The sequence below is a fragment of the Pseudochelatococcus sp. genome (assembly GCF_050946405.1).
Classification (GTDB): domain Bacteria; phylum Pseudomonadota; class Alphaproteobacteria; order Rhizobiales; family Beijerinckiaceae; genus Pseudochelatococcus.
Genome location: NZ_JBMNUS010000013.1, coordinates 1 through 16804 on the forward strand (window position 1 = coordinate 1; position 16804 = coordinate 16804).

The window sequence follows — 16804 nt, forward strand, 5'->3', positions numbered from 1 at the left end:
CGACTGATCGGCGGCTGACTCTCTCTAATAATGTCCATGGCTATAACACCGTCCATATTGACGTCGATATAGCCTGAGCTTTCCGAAAAGGCTCAGATATGCAAGGCGGCCCCCGGCGTATGGATACACATCACCTCCTTATTTTTGGTTTAATGCAACAGCCTTAACCAACAAATAATCGCGGTTTTCTGATATGGAATTCGTCTACGGACTAAGTTTTCTGTTGCTGTTCAGTCTGAGCGCTATCGGCGGTTTGGTGCTGCGACAGTGCCTTGATGAAGGACACTTCTCCAGCGAGAACATGGATGCGGTGCGCCTGGTGACCGGGCTGCTCGTATCCTTTGCGGCGTTGATACTGAGCCTTCACCTTTCTACATCGAAAGCCGCGTTCGATGCCGCCAGCCGTGATCGGGCGACCTATGCCGCGCATCTGGCGAATCTCGATCAATGCCTGCGAAACTTTGCTCCGCAGATGGAGCCGACGCGCCTGCGTCTTCGCCAATATACCGCCGCGGTTATTATCAGTACCTGGCCTGGGGAGGAGGCGCCGGACATTGAAACCGGCTTCGACACCCGGCACATGGCATTGCGCGGAGAAGATGCGGGGCTCACAAAATTGATGAACAACATCGGGCTGGCAATTGACTCCCTCGCTCCGACAGATGCTACCGGGCAAAATGTTCTTGCGAGATGCCGGGCGGAATACGGAACGGTGCTGGCCGGGCGTTGGTCCGTTATCGAAGATACATACGCTCCCTCAGGCAAGCTATTCACAGTCGTCATCAGTTTTTGGCTGGCGCTGGTTTTCCTCAGTTTCGGACTTCAGGTGCAGCGGCGTGTGCTGAGCATGACCGTGCTCGCCATCGGCGTCCTCTGCGTTTCGACCGCCATGTTCGTTATCATCGACCTGCATTTTCCCTATCGCGGCGTCTTCGGGATATCCAGCACCCCGATGCGCAACGCCCTGACGGACATGCGCCGCGAGTAGAGTGACGGACATTCAAACGGAATCGCGCCGTCGCTCTATCCCTTTGTTTGCACATCAAGTTTTTCCGAAAAGTGCATGCGTTTTCTGGTCTGTCACCGTTGGGCCGGAGAACTCGCGGCCGCCCCTGCCCGATTGGCTATGGAAAAGTGAGCCTGCCACGCCGCGAAAGCCCGGGTGATTGCGGAAAACTTTAGCGGTGACGCCGCAGTGCGCCTGTTGGGGCAAACCCGGCATGATCGTGCTGAAAAAACCTGTCGACCGGTGCGGTTTTTTCGCGCTCCGGAAGTCATTCGCTCATGAAGCAATCGAATCGCGGGTGGAGGCTGCCAAACCGGAGTGGCGTTTTCTCGCACGCTCGCGGCAATCCCGAGCGAGAATCATGTTGCGGGGTCGGTTTGAATGTTCGCCGCCGGTTCCTTGTGTCGGATTCCGGCCGGGCCATGCCAATCCGTTATGGGGGAAATCAAATACATGTATTTGTGAAATGGCCGCAAATTTTGAATGAACGAACGGGCAAGAAAATTTGACGGGAGGGTAGTCGATGACAGTGCCAGCCGATGTCGGCCTGGGGCCGCAGGCGACATATGAGGCGTTTCTCGCCGAAGGCCGATTCATGATCCAGCGGTCTCGTTCCACCGGCGAATACGTGTTCTGGCCGAAGGTCATGGCCCGGTCGGGCGCGATGGATCTGGAATGGGTCGAGGCCGGCGGGCTCGGCACCGTCTATGCCATCACCGTCAACCGCAAGCAGGGCGGATCTCATAACGTGGCGCTGGTCGATCTCGCGGAAGGTCCGCGGATGATGTCGCACATCGCCGGCGTCGAGACCGTGCCGATCGGCACGAAGGTGCGCGCCCGTGTAGAGACGGCCCCCGTGCCGCGTGTCGTGTTCGATCCCGTGAGCGAGGAGGTTGCGTGATGGCGCATCCGATCAGAGGCAAGACCGCCATCGTCGGCATGGCGACCGCGGGCGTGGGCGAGGCGCCGGGCTTCTCGGCCATTGAACTGCTGGGACAGGCGACCATGGGCGCGCTGGACGACGCGGGGCTGAAGCTCTCCGACATCGATTCGGTGTTCGCGGCGACCAGCGGGCATGCGTTTCCCACGATGAGCGTCGTCGAATATCTGGGCATCCGGCCGAAATATTTCGATGCGACCAATGTCGGCGGATCGAGCTTCGAGTTGCATCTGTTGCAGGCGTCGCTGGCTATCGAGGCGGGGCTGTGCGAGGTGGCGCTGATCTGCTACGGCTCGAACCAGCGCACGGCCGGCGGGCGGCTGGTGTCGATGTCCGAGCCGCAATGGCACGAAACCGCCTATAATCCGCGCCATCCGATCACCGCCTATGCGCTGGCCACCAGCCGTCACATGTATCAGTACGGCACCACGCGCGAACAGCTCGCCGATGTCGCGGTGGCCGCGCGCCAGTGGGCGAACCTCAACCCGGAAGCCTTCGCCCGCGGCCCGCTGACGCGCGCGGACGTGCTGGGCAAGCGGATGGTGTCCGATCCGCTGACCTCGGGCGATTGCTGCCTCGTCACCGACGGCGCCGCGGCCTGCATTCTGGTCAGCGCCCGCCGGGCGAAGGATTTTCCCAACAAGCCGGTGTATTTCCTCGGCTCGGCCGGCGCCAACTGGCACCGCTCCATCGTGGCCATGCCGGACCTGACGGTGACGGCCGCTTCCGACAGCGGCCCGCGCGCCTTCGAGATGGCGGGCGTGAGCCATTCGGACGTCGATCTGGTGATGGTCTATGACGCCTTCACCATCAACACGATTCTTTTCCTTGAGGATCTCGGCTTCTGCCCCAAGGGCGAGGGCGGGCGCTTCGTGGAAAACGGGCGCATCGCGCCGGGAGGCGAACTGGCCGTGAACACCAACGGCGGCGGGCTGTCGTGCGTGCATCCGGGCATGTACGGCATGTTCCTGATCGCCGAAAGCGTCGCGCAGATTCGCGGCGAGGCGGGCGAACGGCAGCTTGCCAACTGCGACATCGCGCTTCTGCACGGCAACGGCGGCACCTTGTCCAGCCAGGTCACCGCTTTTCTGGGATCGGAAAATGCCCTTTGATCCGCAAAATCTCCTGAACTACGACATTCTGGAAGTGCGTCAGGATTACGGCCCGAGGGAAACGGCCTTCTACGCGCTGTCGATCGGGCTGGGGCGCGACCCGATGGATCGCCGTCAGTTGCGCTACGCGGGCGGAGCGGCGCAGGTCACGCCGTTTCCGACCCTTCCGCTGGTTCTGGCCCATCCCGGTTTCTGGCTGGCCGATCCGCGCACCGGCGTCGATCCGCTCAAGGTGGTGCATGGCGAGCAGGGGCTGACGCTGCATGCGCCGCTCAAGCTCGCCGGCACGGTCGTCGGCAAGACCCGCGTGACCGGCCTCGTCGACAAGGGAGAGGGGCGCGGCGCGCTGCTCTATTCGGAAAAAACGCTGCACGACGCAGCGGACGGGACGCTGTTGGCCACCACGCGCAACACCACCTTCCTGCGCGGTTGCGGCGGCTTCGGCGGATCGGGCGTGGCCGAGAAGCCCACGCACCGCCTGCCGGAGACCGCGCCCGATTTCACCGTCGATACGCCCACCCGGCCCGAACAGGCGCTCTGGTACCGCTGGAACGGCGACGACAACCCGCTGCATCTCGATCCGCAGGTCGCGGCGCGGTCGGGCTTCGAGCGGCCCATCCTGCACGGCCTCTGCTCGCTCGGCGTGACGGCGCACGCGCTGCTCGCGGTGCTGTGCGACTATGACGAGACGCGCTTTCGCGGCCTCGATGCGCGGTTCACCGCGCCGGTCCTGCCGGGCGAGACGCTGCGCACCGAGATCTGGAAGGACGGTTCGTTCCGCACGCGGGTGGTCGAGCGCGATGTCGTCGCCATCGGCAACGGCCGTTGCGATTTCGATTGACGAGCATTCGCTCGATAATGAAACGCGGGGCATCCGGCGATCGTGATCGGTCGAAAAATGCCCTGACGGGAGGAAGAACGATGAGCCAGAAGGCCACCCGTCCAGACGGGGGAGCGTGAGCGATGTCCGTTTCCGCGCTGATGAACGATGATGTGTTGATCCTGACGCTGGACGACCCCGGCCGGCGCAACCCGCTGAGCGTCGCCGTGCGGCGGGATCTGACCGCCGCGCTGGCCGAGGCGGAGGCGAACGAGGCCGTGCGAGCGGTCGTGCTGACGGGCGCCGGCGGGCATTTCTGCTCGGGCGGCGATCTTGCGGCGCAAAAGAAGCTCGATCCGCTTGCGGCCCGTGACCGCATGGCCATTGCAGCCGAATTGATCCGGCGCATGGTGCGCTATCCCAAGCCGATCATCGCGGCCGTCGAGGGCTGGGCCGCCGGCGCCGGCTTTTCCCTTGCGCTCGCCTGCGACGAAATCGTGGCCGGGGAGACGGCGCGTTTCGCCGCCAGCTTCGCCAGGGTGGGGCTGATCCCCGATCTGGGAATGATGGCCACCTTGCCCGCGCGCGTCGGGCCGGCCGTGGCGCGACGGCTGATGCTCGCGCCCGAGCCGCTCGGTGCGGACGAGGCGCGCGCGCTGGGCATCGTGGACGAGATCGTGCCCGCGGGAGAGGCTTTACGGCGGGCCGCCGGGCGGGGCCGCGCGGCGGCGGAACGCGCGCCGCTGGCGCAGGCCTGCATGAAGGATTTCTTCGCCCGCGCGGTCGACGACGCGCTGCGCTACGAGATCGAGATCCAGCCGTTCCTGCTGGCCAGCGCGGATGCGGCCGAGGGCCGGGCGGCCTTCTTCGAAAAACGCAAGCCGGTTTTCAGGGGAGCCTGACGACAGGCGAGGATGGACGAGCAGCGCGGCCCGGCCGGCGCCGGGCCGCGACAGTGACGCATGTTGACGGAGGGAACCGACAATGACAATCGATCTGGGGCTGACGGACAAGGTGGCGATCGTCACCGGCGCGGGGGGCGGCATCGGCCGCGCCATCGCCGTGGAATTGGCGAAGGCGGGGGCGAAGGTCGTCATCAACGACATCGGCGTGTCGCTGGGCGGCACGGGAGGCTCGGCCAGTCCGGCCGAGGAAACGAAGGCCCTCATCGAGGCCGCCGGCGGCGCGGCCGCCGTCAACACCGACAGCGTGTCCGACTGGGACAGCGCGCGGAAGATCGTGCAGTGCGCGCTGGACAACTTCGGACGGCTCGATGCGGTGGTGAACAACGCCGGCATCCTGCGCGACGCCATCTTCCACAAGATGGACCCGGCGGACTGGCGTTCGGTGATCGACGTGCATCTGAACGGCAGCTTCTACGTCAGCCGCGCCGCGGCCGAGACGTTCCGCGCGCAGGAGAGCGGCGCCTATGTGCACATGACCTCGACCTCCGGCCTGATCGGCAATTTCGGGCAGGCGAACTATTCCGCCGCGAAGCTCGGCATCGCCGCGCTGTCGAAATCGATCGCGCTCGACATGGCGCGCTACAACGTGCGCTCCAACTGCATCGCGCCCTTCGCGTGGAGCCGGATGACCAATTCCATCCCGGCCGACACGCCGCAGGAGATCGCCCGCGTCGAACGCATGAAGAAGATGACGCCCGAAACGAATGCGCCGCTGGCGGTGTTTCTGGTCTCGGACGCCGCCCGTGAGGTGTCCGGCCAGATCCTGGCCGCCCGGCTCAACGAGGTGTTCCTGTTCAGCCAGCCGCGCCCCGTCCGCAGCGCGCACAATGCCGAGGGCTGGACGGCCGCGACCATCGCGGAGCGCGCGCTTCCGGCCTTCCGCTCCGGCTTGACGCCGCTGGAACGAAGTGGCGATGTCTTCTCATGGGACCCCATCTGATTTCGGGATCCGATTTGAGACCATGCCATGATTCGCTACGATGACCGCGGCCTTGCGGCGCTGGTCGCCCAGGTCTGCATCTGCGTCGTCGTGGCGATTTCGGTCGCCGGGATTTTCGTCGCCGCCCCGGCGCTGAGCCTCGTCGCCGGGGCGGCGCTTGCCGTCTACTTCATGTTGAGCTGGCGCAGGTTCTCCATCGCGACATGGGTGCCGGTGAGTCTCTCGGTGCTGCTTCTGGCGATATCGTTGTGGCAGGGGCTTGGTCCGGACACGTTGATCCGGGCCATCGAGCGGATGACGTTTCTCGCCGCCCTGCTGGCGTTTCTCGGGGTCTTGCGCCTCGTGGCCTCGGAGGCGCCGGAGATTTCGCGGGCCGGCCGGTATCTGACGTCGCAGCCGCCGGGGCGGCGCTATCTGGCGCTGAACTTCGGCGGGCACGTTCTGGGCGTTCTGGTCAACATGGGCAGCATAGCGATCCTGCTCGACATGGCCAGGCGATCGGTGCTGCATGACTCGCAGCATCTGCCCGAGCACCTGCGGGAATTGAAGCTGCGGCGGATGACTGTCGCCGTGCTCCGGGGCTTCAGCCTCGTGCCGCTCTGGGCGCCGTTCGGCTTCGGCATGAACATCCTGCTGATGTCCCTGCCGGGACTGCACTATGCGCAGATCGGGCCTGTCGGCTTCGCCCTGTCGTTCGTCTTCGTGCTCTGGGGCTGGCTGATGGACAGGCTGACCGCGCCCGCCGTCCTGCCCGGCGCTCCCGCGCCGCCCGATCCCGCCGATCGCGGCGCGGTGCCGCTGCTGCTCGGGCACGTGGCGGCGCTGGGGCTATCGACCTTCGGTCTTCACTTCGGCACGGGTCTGGGCTTTCAGCAATCCCTGCTGGTGGCGGTGCCGGTCTACAGCCTGGCCTGGGCGGCGCGGCTGGGCATGCTTCGGCCCGAGGGCGCGGCCGGCGCCGTGCTGCGCGTCGTGGGCGCGTCGATCCGGCAGTTTCCGCTGGCGGCGGGCGAGATCGGCGTGTTCGCCTCGGCGGGGCTGTTGTCGGTGCTGGCGCTCGAACTGATTCCGGTCGAGCGGGTGCAGGCGGCCTTCACCACGGTTTCCGTCGATTCATGGCAGATGATCATCGCGATCAACCTGACGCTGTTCTGTCTGGGCACCATTGGAATCAACCCGATCATCACCGTGTCCATCCTCGGCAGCCTGATGTCGCAACTCGCCGTGCCGGGGCTGAGCGATCTCGCCATCGCGCTCAGTCTGGCCGGCTCCTGGTCATGCGTCATGGTTTTCACGCCGTTCATCACCACCGTCGCCTATGCCAGCGCCCTGACGGGGCGCCCGGCCGCGACGGTGGGCTTTCGCTGGAACGGGCTCTACAGCCTGTCGGCGCTGGCGTTATGGACAGCGGGCATGGCGGCCGCCGTCGCTGTCGGCCTGTTCTGACCCGCGCCGCGGGCGGCGGTCCCGCCACGTTTCATATGCGCCGGTCGCGCTCCGGGGATATGATCCGCGCATCATGGAGATTCGGCAGCTCAGGAATTTTCTGGAAATCTGTCGCATGCGCAGCATCACGGCGGCGGCGGAGCGGCTGAACATCGCCCAGCCCGCGCTCACCCGTCAGGTGAAGGCGCTCGAGGAGGAACTGGGGGTCGAACTGCTGCGCCGGCATGGCCGGGGCGTGACGCCGACCGACGCGGGCGAATTGCTGGCGTCGAGCGCGGCCCGGTTGCTGGATGGCGTCGAGCAGATGATTTCAGAGGTGGCTGGCCGGGACGGCGAACTGCGCGGCACGGTGACGCTCGGCCTGCCGCCGGCGCTGGCCGAAACCCTGACCGTGCCGCTCGTGGATCGTTTCATGTCCGAGTATCCGCACGCGATGCTGCGCGTGGCTTCCGGCTTCACCGGCCATGTGCGGGACTGGCTTCAACGCGGCACGATCGACCTCGGCATCACCTATGAATTCGCTCCGGTGCGCAGCGCGCGGGCGACGTCGCTGCTGCGCGAGCAGCTCTACCTCGTCGGTCCGCCCGGAGACGGCACGACGATGGAGCCGGTGACTTTCGCGAGCGCCTGCGAACGTCCGTTCGTGCTGCCGAGCCCCGCCCACGGGCTGCGCCAGATCATCGATCTCGTGGCGGCGGTCCATGGCGCGCCGATGGAGGTCGTGCTGGAGATCGATGTCGTCTCGGCCATCCTCTTCTTCGTCGAGCGCGGCATGGGGCGCACGATCCTGTCCATGAACTCGGTCGAGGACATGTGTCGTCAGGGCCGGCTGACGGTGCGGCCGATCGTCGAGCCGGAACTCAGCCGGACCCTCGTCCTCTGGGTGCCGGAACTGCGCCAGGCCGACCGCCTGATACGGCACTTCTCCGATATCCTCGTCGCGCATATCCGCTCGCTGGCGGCAGACGATCGCTGGCCCGGCATGAAGCGGTAGTCCGGCCTTCGGGCGCTCCCGTCCGCCCGCCGTTCCCTCGTCCCGGAAGAACCGAAGCGCCGCGACCGCGCCAAAACGCTCCGGCGCGCTTTCCCTGCGGAAACCGGCATCCGCTTCATTCGGCGGTGCGTCGGATGCGCGCAGGAATAGCGAAAATCGAAAATCATATACCGCTATGCGAAATTGATTGTTGCATAATCTCCTTGGACGGAGTAGAAAAGTGGGAAATAACAAACATTGGGAGGGTTAAATGCATCGCATGTCAGCGCCGCTTTTCGGCGTGATTCTGGCTGTCGCGTCGGTCTCGACGGCCCGTGCCGAGACCGTCACCTACGGGGCCTATCTGTCGCCGAGCAACCCGGTCATTACCGGCGGTCTGGAGCCCCTGCGGGCGCAGATAGCGGAATCCACCGGCGGCGGCCTTGTCATCGAGCCGCAGATCGGCGGCTCGATCGTCAAGGAGAGGACGACGCTCGAGGGCATCGAATCCGGCGTCGTCTCGGCGGGCTACGTGGTCGACGCCTATCTGCCGTCGGAGCTTCCCCACAGCACGCTCATCAACGATCTCGGCATGGGGCCGGCGGATATCAGGGCCGGCAGTCTCGCCGTCACCGAATTCCAGTTGCTCGGCTGCCCCGGCTGCGCGGGCGACCTGAAGCGGGCGGGCGTGAACAGCCTCGCGATACACCGCATTTCCGATTATTACCTGCTTTGCCGCCAGGGGATCACCAGCTCGGCCCAGTTGAGCGGCAAGAGAATCAAGGCGACCGGCAACTGGAGCATGATCGCGACCAATGTCGGCGCCAGCGTCGTCAACGTTCCCGCCAGCGACATGTACGAAGCCTTTCAGCGCGGGCTCATCGATTGCGCCATCGCGCCGCATTACTGGCTCAGGACGATGAGCCTGTGGGATTCGATCAAGGTGGTCTTCGATCTGCCGCTCGGCGCCTTCCAGGGCGGGCACATGATGACCGTCAGCAGCGAAGTCTGGGAGGATCTGGGCGACAGGCACCGCGCCGCCGTGCTCGATGCGATGCCCGACATGATTCTGGGCGTGTCGAACGAGTTTCTGTCGATCGAGGCCGATGTGCGCAGGGAAGCGGCCGAGCACGGCGTCAGCTACGTGCCTGCGGACGACGGACTGGTCTCCGCCTTCGAGAAGGCGCGCGAGGAAGCGGTTCGCAACGCGATCGACCGGGCGCGGCGCGCGCGCGTGGCCGACCCGGAGGCGCTCGTTTCCGGCTTCCGCGATACGCTGGCGAAGTGGGAAAAGATCCTCGATGAGACGGGCGAGGATCGCGCCGCGCTTGCCGCCCGTGCGCGGTCGGAGATCTACGACCGCATCCGGCGGTAGCCGAAGCGATCGTCTCCGCTGCGGCCGTGCCGCCGGAGAGCGGCGGCGTCCCCGCGTTTCAAATCTTCGGGAGGAAGTCGACAATGGGCATTGTTAACGGCCTGCGGCGTCTTGTGACGGTTATCGCCTATGCGGGGTTTGCTCTCGGCGGCCTCAGCATCATGGCCATGATGGTGCATATCGGGGCCGACGTCATCTTGAGAACCTTCTTCGGCCATTCGTTGCCGGGCACGCTTGAGATAACCGCGCACTGGTACATGGTGGTGACGGTTTTCGCGCCGCTGGCGTTGCTGCAACTCAATGGCGATCATGTCATCGTCGATATCGCAACCCATTCCATGACGCCGCGCGGCAGGGCATTGCTCAATGCCTTTGTCGGCGTGCTGGCGGTCGTCTTGCTTTACTACTGGTTTTCGGCGGCTTTCGAACTGGCCCTGCGCAGAACGGCCCAGCGCGAATATGTCGAGTACGGCATCGAGATGCTGCCGGTATGGCCGGTCAGGTGGATCTACGTGGCGTCCATCGCCGCGCTGCTGCTCGCGTTCTGCGTCACGACCATCGAAAATATCTGCATCGGTGCGGGATACCGCAGGAAAACGGCATAGGGCGCGTTCCGGTTAAATGAAATCGTTTAATCGATCAGAATTCGCTCGAAATTAAAAAGTGAGAGGACTTTCCGCGTTTCAACGAAACGCGGAAAGTCTCCGGACCGCTTTCCGGTCATCACGGGCCGGAAAACGCTCCGGCGCACCGCCGCGCGCCATATCGGGCGAGCCGTGCAAGCCGCCGCCGTCCGCAGCCCCCAACGCCCTGGATCGTCAAATGGACCCCACCACTGTCGTCATTCTCGTGCTGATCGGACTTTTCGTTCTGCTCGCCATGCGCATGCCGGTCGCCGTCGCGCTGCTGCTGCTTTCCGTGATCGGAATCTGGGCGATACGCGGTCCGCGCGCGGCGATGTCCTCCCTTGCCGGGATTCCCTATGAATTCGCCGCGCACTGGTCCCTCAGCGCCATCCCGATGTTTCTGCTCATGGGCGCGTTCGCGCATCGCGGCGGGCTGACGTCGTCGCTTTTCAAGGCGGCGCGGCTATGGCTCGGCGCGCTGCCGGGGGGGCTTGCCGTCGCGACGAACGTCGCCACGGCGATGTTCTCCTCCGCGTCGGGTTCGAGCCTCGCCACGACGGCGGCGATGTCCCGGCTCGCCGGTCCCGAGATGCTCAAGGCGGGCTACGCCCCGTCGCTGGCGACCTCCGTCATCGCGGCTTCGGGCACGATCGGCGCGCTGATCCCGCCGTCGATCCTGTTCATCGTCTACGGCTGGTATACCGAGCAGCCGATCGGCCAGTTGCTGATGGCCGGGCTGTTGCCGGGAATTCTGACGGCGGCGATATATTGCGTCATCATCGTCGTGCGCTGCATGCTCGATCCGTCCGTGGCGCCGCGAACCCGCGAAACGTCGACCTGGAGCGAGCGGGTCGCGGTTCTGGCCGAAATCTGGCCCGTGCCGCTGCTGATCGTCGTGGTGATGGGCAGCATCTACACCGGACTGGCGACGGCGACCGAGGCGGCCGCGATCGGCTCCATCGCGACGATCGCCATCATCGCCCTGCGCGGCCAGATGACGCTGGAAATCGCGAAAGACGCGCTCCTGGACGCCCTGCGCAGCTCGGCCAGCGTGTTCTTCATCGCGATGGGCGCTTCGCTGTTCGCCAATCTGATCGCGGTGTCGGGCATTCCGCACCAGATGGGGATGCTGATCGAGGCGACGAACCTCACGCCGGGGCTCCTGCTCGCGATATTCATCGCCCTCTATCTGGTGCTGGGAATGTTTCTCGATCCGATCGGCATCATGCTGATCACCTTGCCGATACTCCTGCCCGCCTTCAACGCGATGGAGATGAACCTGATCTGGATCGGCGTGCTGGTGGTGAAGATGATCGAGATCGGTCTGATAACGCCGCCGGTGGGGCTGAACGTGTTCATCGTGAAGGGCGTGCTCGGCGATCAGGTGAAGCTGATGGACATCTTCCGCGGCGTCACCTGGTTTCTCCTGGCCGAGATCGTGATCGTCGCGCTGCTCATCGCCTTCCCCGCCATCAGCCTGTTCCTGCCGAGCATGATGGCCGACTGATGCAACGCCTGTGGCGGAAGCCGTTCCCGTTTCAAGCTGCGGCAGGCTACTCCTGCCATTCAATCTTCGCTATGCTGGAAATGGAATATCCGTACCGCAATGGAGAAGATCATGCCGGATTCTAGCCTCGCCGGGTTGACGCAAGTCATCGACACGGCCGGACAGCGAAATTTCGAACGACGGGTTCCGATTTCGGAACTCGAGGCGACATACGGCGACGACCGCAAGTTCATATGGTCGGTGGCGCGGGCGCTTCAGCTTCTCCAGGCATTCCGGCCGGGGCAGGGCGCTCTCGGCAACGCGGAATTGTCCGAACGCACGGGCATCGCCAAGGCGACGGTGACGCGGCTGACCTACACGCTGACGGAGCTCGGCTATCTGCGCAAGGACAAGGCCCGCAAGTTCTATCCGGCGCCGTCGCTGCTGTCGCTCGGCTTCTGCGTGCTGGGCAACATGCGCATCCGGCAGATGGCGCAAAGCAGCATGCAGGAACTTGCCGAACTCGCCAAGGCTTCGGTGGCGCTCTCCTGCGCCGACGCGGATTCGATGATCTACGTCGCGGCCAGTTCGTCGAAGATGTCGAACTCCCTCCTGCTCGATGTCGGCAGCCGCGTCGGCATGGCGACGACGGCCAGCGGCCGCGCCTATCTCGCCTGCCTGCCCGAGGCGGAACAACGCGAACACTTCGACAGGTGGCGCCACGAATACGGCCCGGAATGGCCCGATCTCGAAAAGCGGATCATGGCTTCCCTCGATGACGTGCGCCGGCGCGGCTATTGCATCGTCGACCGGGAGTGGCGCGCCAACGTGCGGGCGGTCGCGGCCCCCGTCTACGACGCCGAGCACGACATCTACATGGCGCTCAACTGCGGCGGGCCGGCTTACGCCCTGAGCATCGAGGACCTCGAAAACGAGTTCGGCCCGCGCCTCGTGCATATCGCGCACAGCCTGGGCTGGAAGAGCCCCAACGGTTAGAGCGGCGAACATTCGAACGGAATCGGGCTGCCGCTCTGTCCTTTTGTTTACGCATCAAGTTGCCCGAAAAGTGCACACGCTTCTCAGTTTAACGCCATAGCGCGGTCGCGCCGATATTCGTCATGCAAGGATTTCGCCGATGGAACGTCTTCCCCTGTCCGGTATTCGCATTCTGGATCTGACGCGGCTGCTTCCGGGGCCGTTGTGCAGCCAGCACCTCGGCGACCTCGGGGCGGATGTCGTCAAGATCGAGGATACGGCGGCCGGCGACTATGCGCCGGCGGAAATGCGCGCCCTGCTCAACCGCAACAAGCGCGGGCTGATCCTCGATCTCAAGGCGGAAGCGGGCCGCGACGCCTTTCTGCGCCTCGCCGAAGGCGCGGATGCCGTCATCGAGGGCTTCCGCCCCGGCGTGATGGAACGGCTCGGCATCGGCCACGCCGCGTTGCGGGCGCGCAACCCGGCGATCGTCCTGACCTCGATCACCGGCTATGGCGCCGACGGCCCCCGCGCCGCCCTCGCGGGGCACGACATCAACTATTGCGCGCTCGCCGGCGTCGCCGATCAGGTCGGCACGCCCGCGGGCGATCTGGCGCTGTCGAATCTGCCGCTCGCGGATATCGTCGGCGGCGCGATGACGGCGGCGATGGGGACGCTCGCCGCCGTCATCGACGCGCGCGCGACCGGGCGCGGCCGCCATGTCGACATCGCGATGACCGAAGGCGTTCTGGCGGCGGCGGCGATGGTTTTCGCGGGCCTGCGGCGTGACGGCCGCACGCCGCCCACCGGCGGCGACACGTTGAGCGGCGCGCTTCCCTGCTACGGTTATTACCGCACCGCGGACGGCCGCCACCTCGCGGTCGGCGCGCTTGAGCACAAGTTCTGGACCGCGTTCTGCAACATACTCGGGCGGGACGATCTCGCGCCGCTCGGGCGCCCGGCGGATGCGCGGACGCGGGCGGCGGTGCGGCGCGACCTCGCCGCCGAAATCGCGCGCTTCACGCTTGCGGAATGGCGCGCGAAGCTTGCCGGAAGCGATTGCTGCGTGACGCCGGTGCTGACGCTCGAAGAGGCGATCGCGGACCCGGCGCTTGCGGCGCGCGGCGCTTTCCTGAACGTCGACGACCCGGAGATCGGCCGTGTCGTCGCGCCGGCGAGCCCGGTCAGGATGGACGGTTGCGTCTTCGGCCTGCGCCGCCGGCCGCCGCGCGCCGGCGCCGACAGCGCGCAGGTGCTGGCGGAAGCCGGCTTTTCCGAAGCCGAGATCGGCTCTCTCGCGCGGGCGGGCGTTCTCGGGCCCGCATGCGCCGCCTGAAGCCGCCGGGCGGCTTCACGAAATCGGTCACATGAAATCACCGGAGGGTACACATGCCTCAACACGCGGATGTTTCCACGCGCCTGCACGCGCTCAAGAACCGGTTGTCGCTGCCGATGATCGGCTCGCCGATGTTCCTCGCTTCCGGCGTCGATCTCGTCGTCGCGCAATGCTGCGCCGGCATCGTCGGAACGTTTCCGACGCTCAACGCCCGCACGGTCGCCGATCTCGCCGCATGGATCGACGAGATCGAGACGCGGCTCGCGGCTTTCGCGCGGCGGACGGGCCGGACGCCGGCTCCCTACGGCGTCAACCTCATCGTCAACGAGGTCAACCCGAGGCTCGACGAGGATCTCGCCCTGTGCGTCGAGCGCAAGGTGCCCATCATCATCACCTCGCTGTCGGCTCCCGACAAGGTGGTGGAGGCGACGCGCGGCTACGGCGGCCTCGTGTTTCACGACGTCGCGCAGACGGCGCATGCGCGCAGGGCGGTGGCGGCGGGCGTCGACGGGCTGATACTCGTCTGCGCGGGCGCGGGCGGGCACGCCGGCTCGCTCAGCCCGTTCGCCTTCATCGAGGAGGTGCGGCAAATCCATGACGGGCCGCTCATCCTCGCGGGCGCCATCGCAAACGGCCGCGCGATCCTCGCCGCGGAAATCCTGGGCTGCGATCTGGTCTACTGCGGGACGGTGTTCATTCCGGCGGTCGAGGCCATCTCTCCGCAGGAGCACAAGGAAATGATCGTCGGGGCGCAGGCGCGCGACATCCTCTACACGCCGCTGATATCGGGCACGCACGCCAACTTCCTCGTTCCCAGCATCGTCGCCGCCGGCATCGACCCGGACGAGGCGGCCTTCGCCCGCCCGCGCCGCATGAAGGGAAGCGCGCATGAGGACCGCCCCAAGGCGTGGCGCGACGTCTGGAGCGCCGGCCAGGCCGTCGGGCAATCCACGGATGTTCTCCCGGCGGCCGAGATCGTCGCCCGTCTTGCGCGGGAATATCACCAGGCGCGGGAAGACGCCGCGGCGCGCCTGAGAGGCGATCTGTGACCCGTTGCCGCGCGTGTCCCGTCATCGCGCATATCCATTCATGAAAAACCGGGAGGAAGCCAACGCATGTCCAGGAAATCCGAAGAAACGGACGTCAATCAGTCCAGCATCAGTCAGGAGAGCGCCGGTCTCACCGCGGCGGTTTCGGGATTTGCGGAGCTGGTGCGCCATTGGGCGTCCGTCGACCCCGGCAGGACGGCGGTCGAACACGACGGCGCGGTTTGCAGCTACGGCAGTCTGGACGCCGCCGCCGATCGGGTGGCCGATGTGCTGCGATCGCGCGGCTTCCGGCAGAACGACCGGCTGTTCATCGTCGGCGAGAACACCATCGGCACGCTGATACTGGCGCTTGCGTGCAACCGGCTCGAGGGCTGCGCGAGCATCGTCAACGCGCGGATGGCGGTGGCGGAGATCCGGACGCTCGCCGCCTTCGCCGATCCGAGGCTGTGCGCCGTCGCGTCCGGGGGATCGGCGAGCGCCGGGCTGTACGCGGACGAAGTTTGCACCGAGACCGTGCATGACGAACTCGGCGGCGAGATCCGTCTCTCGCCGGTTCGCGCCGAAAGCGAGCCCAATCCCGCGGCGGCGGACCGGCGCGGCGACATCGGCCTCATCATGTTCACCTCCGGCACCACGGGCACGCCCAAGGGCGTGATGCTCACCAACGCGACGTTGCTCGCGCAGGCGCAGGCGCAATGCGCCGCGCGCAGCCTGACGGGCGAGGACCGGCTCTATCTGATCTCGCCCCTCAGCCACAGCGTCGGGTTCGCGAGCAACCTGCTGGCGACTTTCGCCGCCGGCGCGATGGTGACGATACGCGTGCGATTTTCGGTCGCGCATCTCGTGGAATCGCTTCTCGCCGGCCGGGTCAGCGTGCTGATCACGGTGCCGCAGGTCTACACCCAGATCCTCGATTACGCCGAACAGCACGGGCTCGCGTTTCCGCCCGATTGCCTGCGCGTGGCGGGTTGTGGCGGCGCGTCGCTCGATCCCGACGTGAAGGCGCGCGTGAAGGAGAAATTCGGACTGATCCTCGGAAACGGCTACGGCGCGACCGAGCTGGTGCCGATCGCGCGCGTTCCCGAGAATCTCGATGTCGAGAGCAATGTCGTCGGCGCCGTCCATCCCGATGTCGACTTGCGCATCGTCGACGACGAGGGCCGCGACGTGCCCGCGGGCGAAGCGGGCGAGATCTGGGCGCGCGGGCCGTTCTTGATGGCGGGTTATTTCCGCAATTCCGAAGCGACGGCGGAGGTGATGCGGCCCGGCGGCTGGCTCGCCACGGGCGATATCGGCAAGCTGACGGCGGACGGTCTGCTCGCCATCGTGGGGCGCAAGAAGGAAATCATCATCCGCTCGGGCTTCAACGTCTATCCCGCCGACGTCGAGGCCGCGCTCACCAGCCATCCCGATGTGGCCGTCGCCGCGGTCGTCGGGCGCGCCGTGCAGGGCAACGAGGAGATCGTGGCCTTCGTGCAGCCTTTCGCCGGCCGCCATCCCGATCCCGAAGCCGTCCGCGCCCATCTGCGCGAGACCCTCACGCCCTACAAGGTGCCCTCGGAAATCGTCGTGCTCGACGAGCTGCCGGTCGGGCCGACGGGAAAAATCCTCAAGAGCGCTCTCAAGAAATTTATCGGCTAACGCGTTTTCAAGCAAAGCGGACGCCGCTCTGTGTTAAGAAAACGCGTAAAAACAAAAAGATAGAGCAGTTTGCGTTAAAATCGATCAAAGGCGAAGACCGGCGATACCGGCCTT

Annotated in this window: 15 protein-coding genes; all 15 read left to right on the top strand. The window is 65.8% G+C overall.

All coding sequences use genetic code 11. The features are described from left to right. Positions 1-193 precede the first annotated feature (193 nt). Positions 194-988: a hypothetical protein gene (locus ACOYJQ_RS16675; RefSeq protein ID WP_433460047.1), complete on the top strand. Its 795-nt coding sequence runs from the start codon at positions 194-196 to the stop codon at positions 986-988. A 541-nt stretch (positions 989-1529) separates the two neighbouring features. Next, complete coding sequence (locus tag ACOYJQ_RS16680; protein ID WP_433460049.1) at positions 1530-1907, top strand: Zn-ribbon domain-containing OB-fold protein; 378 nt, start codon at positions 1530-1532, stop codon at positions 1905-1907. Further along, positions 1907-3058: a thiolase gene (locus tag ACOYJQ_RS16685; RefSeq protein ID WP_433460050.1), complete on the top strand. Its 1152-nt coding sequence runs from the start codon at positions 1907-1909 to the stop codon at positions 3056-3058. The genes ACOYJQ_RS16680 and ACOYJQ_RS16685 overlap by 1 nt, the downstream gene beginning before the upstream one ends. Next, positions 3048-3899, top strand: a complete 852-nt coding sequence (locus tag ACOYJQ_RS16690) for a MaoC/PaaZ C-terminal domain-containing protein (protein ID WP_433460052.1) — start codon at positions 3048-3050, stop codon at positions 3897-3899. Before ACOYJQ_RS16685 ends, ACOYJQ_RS16690 begins: the two co-directional genes overlap by 11 nt. Positions 3900-4021: 122 nt before the next feature. Beyond that, positions 4022-4780, top strand: coding sequence for an enoyl-CoA hydratase/isomerase family protein (locus ACOYJQ_RS16695; protein WP_433460054.1), 759 nt, complete (start codon positions 4022-4024; stop codon positions 4778-4780). Positions 4781-4868: 88 nt separating this feature from the next. Then, positions 4869-5783 carry an SDR family NAD(P)-dependent oxidoreductase gene (locus ACOYJQ_RS16700; RefSeq protein WP_433460198.1) on the top strand — a complete coding sequence of 305 codons (915 nt, stop codon included), beginning with the start codon at positions 4869-4871 and terminating at the stop codon, positions 5781-5783. Positions 5784-5810: 27 nt separating this feature from the next. Next, a complete protein-coding gene (locus ACOYJQ_RS16705; RefSeq protein ID WP_433460057.1) occupies positions 5811-7229 on the top strand; it encodes a hypothetical protein in 1419 nt (472 codons plus the stop codon). A gap of 73 nt (positions 7230-7302) precedes the next feature. Then, positions 7303-8223, top strand: coding sequence for a LysR family transcriptional regulator (locus ACOYJQ_RS16710; RefSeq protein ID WP_433460060.1), 921 nt, complete (start codon positions 7303-7305; stop codon positions 8221-8223). A 250-nt stretch (positions 8224-8473) separates the two neighbouring features. After that, complete coding sequence (gene dctP, locus ACOYJQ_RS16715) at positions 8474-9577, top strand: TRAP transporter substrate-binding protein DctP (protein ID WP_433460061.1); 1104 nt, start codon at positions 8474-8476, stop codon at positions 9575-9577. 83 nt (positions 9578-9660) lie between these two features. Continuing rightward, positions 9661-10182, top strand: a complete 522-nt coding sequence (locus tag ACOYJQ_RS16720; protein ID WP_433460063.1) for a TRAP transporter small permease subunit — start codon at positions 9661-9663, stop codon at positions 10180-10182. Positions 10183-10399: 217 nt separating this feature from the next. After that, positions 10400-11710, top strand: coding sequence for a TRAP transporter large permease (locus ACOYJQ_RS16725; RefSeq protein ID WP_433460065.1), 1311 nt, complete (start codon positions 10400-10402; stop codon positions 11708-11710). Positions 11711-11821: 111 nt separating this feature from the next. Next, positions 11822-12685, top strand: coding sequence for an IclR family transcriptional regulator (locus tag ACOYJQ_RS16730; protein ID WP_433460067.1), 864 nt, complete (start codon positions 11822-11824; stop codon positions 12683-12685). A 139-nt stretch (positions 12686-12824) separates the two neighbouring features. Next, positions 12825-14000: a CaiB/BaiF CoA transferase family protein gene (locus ACOYJQ_RS16735; RefSeq protein ID WP_433460070.1), complete on the top strand. Its 1176-nt coding sequence runs from the start codon at positions 12825-12827 to the stop codon at positions 13998-14000. 53 nt (positions 14001-14053) lie between these two features. Continuing rightward, positions 14054-15049, top strand: a complete 996-nt coding sequence (locus ACOYJQ_RS16740) for an NAD(P)H-dependent flavin oxidoreductase (protein ID WP_433460072.1) — start codon at positions 14054-14056, stop codon at positions 15047-15049. Between the two features lie 66 nt (positions 15050-15115). Next, positions 15116-16690, top strand: a complete 1575-nt coding sequence (locus tag ACOYJQ_RS16745) for a class I adenylate-forming enzyme family protein (protein WP_433460074.1) — start codon at positions 15116-15118, stop codon at positions 16688-16690. Positions 16691-16804: the final 114 nt, after the last annotated feature.

What these genes read in the sequence shown, in the direction of transcription:
- ACOYJQ_RS16675 (WP_433460047.1), top strand. Translation starts at nt 194, where the DNA reads ATGGAATTCGTCTACGGACTAAGTTTTCTGTTGCTGTTCAGTCTGAGC.
- ACOYJQ_RS16680 (WP_433460049.1), top strand. Translation starts at nt 1,530, where the DNA reads ATGACAGTGCCAGCCGATGTCGGCCTGGGGCCGCAGGCGACATATGAG.
- ACOYJQ_RS16685 (WP_433460050.1), top strand. Translation starts at nt 1,907, where the DNA reads ATGGCGCATCCGATCAGAGGCAAGACCGCCATCGTCGGCATGGCGACC.
- ACOYJQ_RS16690 (WP_433460052.1), top strand. Translation starts at nt 3,048, where the DNA reads ATGCCCTTTGATCCGCAAAATCTCCTGAACTACGACATTCTGGAAGTG.
- ACOYJQ_RS16695 (WP_433460054.1), top strand. Translation starts at nt 4,022, where the DNA reads ATGTCCGTTTCCGCGCTGATGAACGATGATGTGTTGATCCTGACGCTG.
- ACOYJQ_RS16705 (WP_433460057.1), top strand. Translation starts at nt 5,811, where the DNA reads ATGATTCGCTACGATGACCGCGGCCTTGCGGCGCTGGTCGCCCAGGTC.
- ACOYJQ_RS16710 (WP_433460060.1), top strand. Translation starts at nt 7,303, where the DNA reads ATGGAGATTCGGCAGCTCAGGAATTTTCTGGAAATCTGTCGCATGCGC.
- dctP (WP_433460061.1), top strand. Translation starts at nt 8,474, where the DNA reads ATGCATCGCATGTCAGCGCCGCTTTTCGGCGTGATTCTGGCTGTCGCG.
- ACOYJQ_RS16720 (WP_433460063.1), top strand. Translation starts at nt 9,661, where the DNA reads ATGGGCATTGTTAACGGCCTGCGGCGTCTTGTGACGGTTATCGCCTAT.
- ACOYJQ_RS16725 (WP_433460065.1), top strand. Translation starts at nt 10,400, where the DNA reads ATGGACCCCACCACTGTCGTCATTCTCGTGCTGATCGGACTTTTCGTT.
- ACOYJQ_RS16730 (WP_433460067.1), top strand. Translation starts at nt 11,822, where the DNA reads ATGCCGGATTCTAGCCTCGCCGGGTTGACGCAAGTCATCGACACGGCC.
- ACOYJQ_RS16735 (WP_433460070.1), top strand. Translation starts at nt 12,825, where the DNA reads ATGGAACGTCTTCCCCTGTCCGGTATTCGCATTCTGGATCTGACGCGG.
- ACOYJQ_RS16740 (WP_433460072.1), top strand. Translation starts at nt 14,054, where the DNA reads ATGCCTCAACACGCGGATGTTTCCACGCGCCTGCACGCGCTCAAGAAC.
- ACOYJQ_RS16745 (WP_433460074.1), top strand. Translation starts at nt 15,116, where the DNA reads ATGTCCAGGAAATCCGAAGAAACGGACGTCAATCAGTCCAGCATCAGT.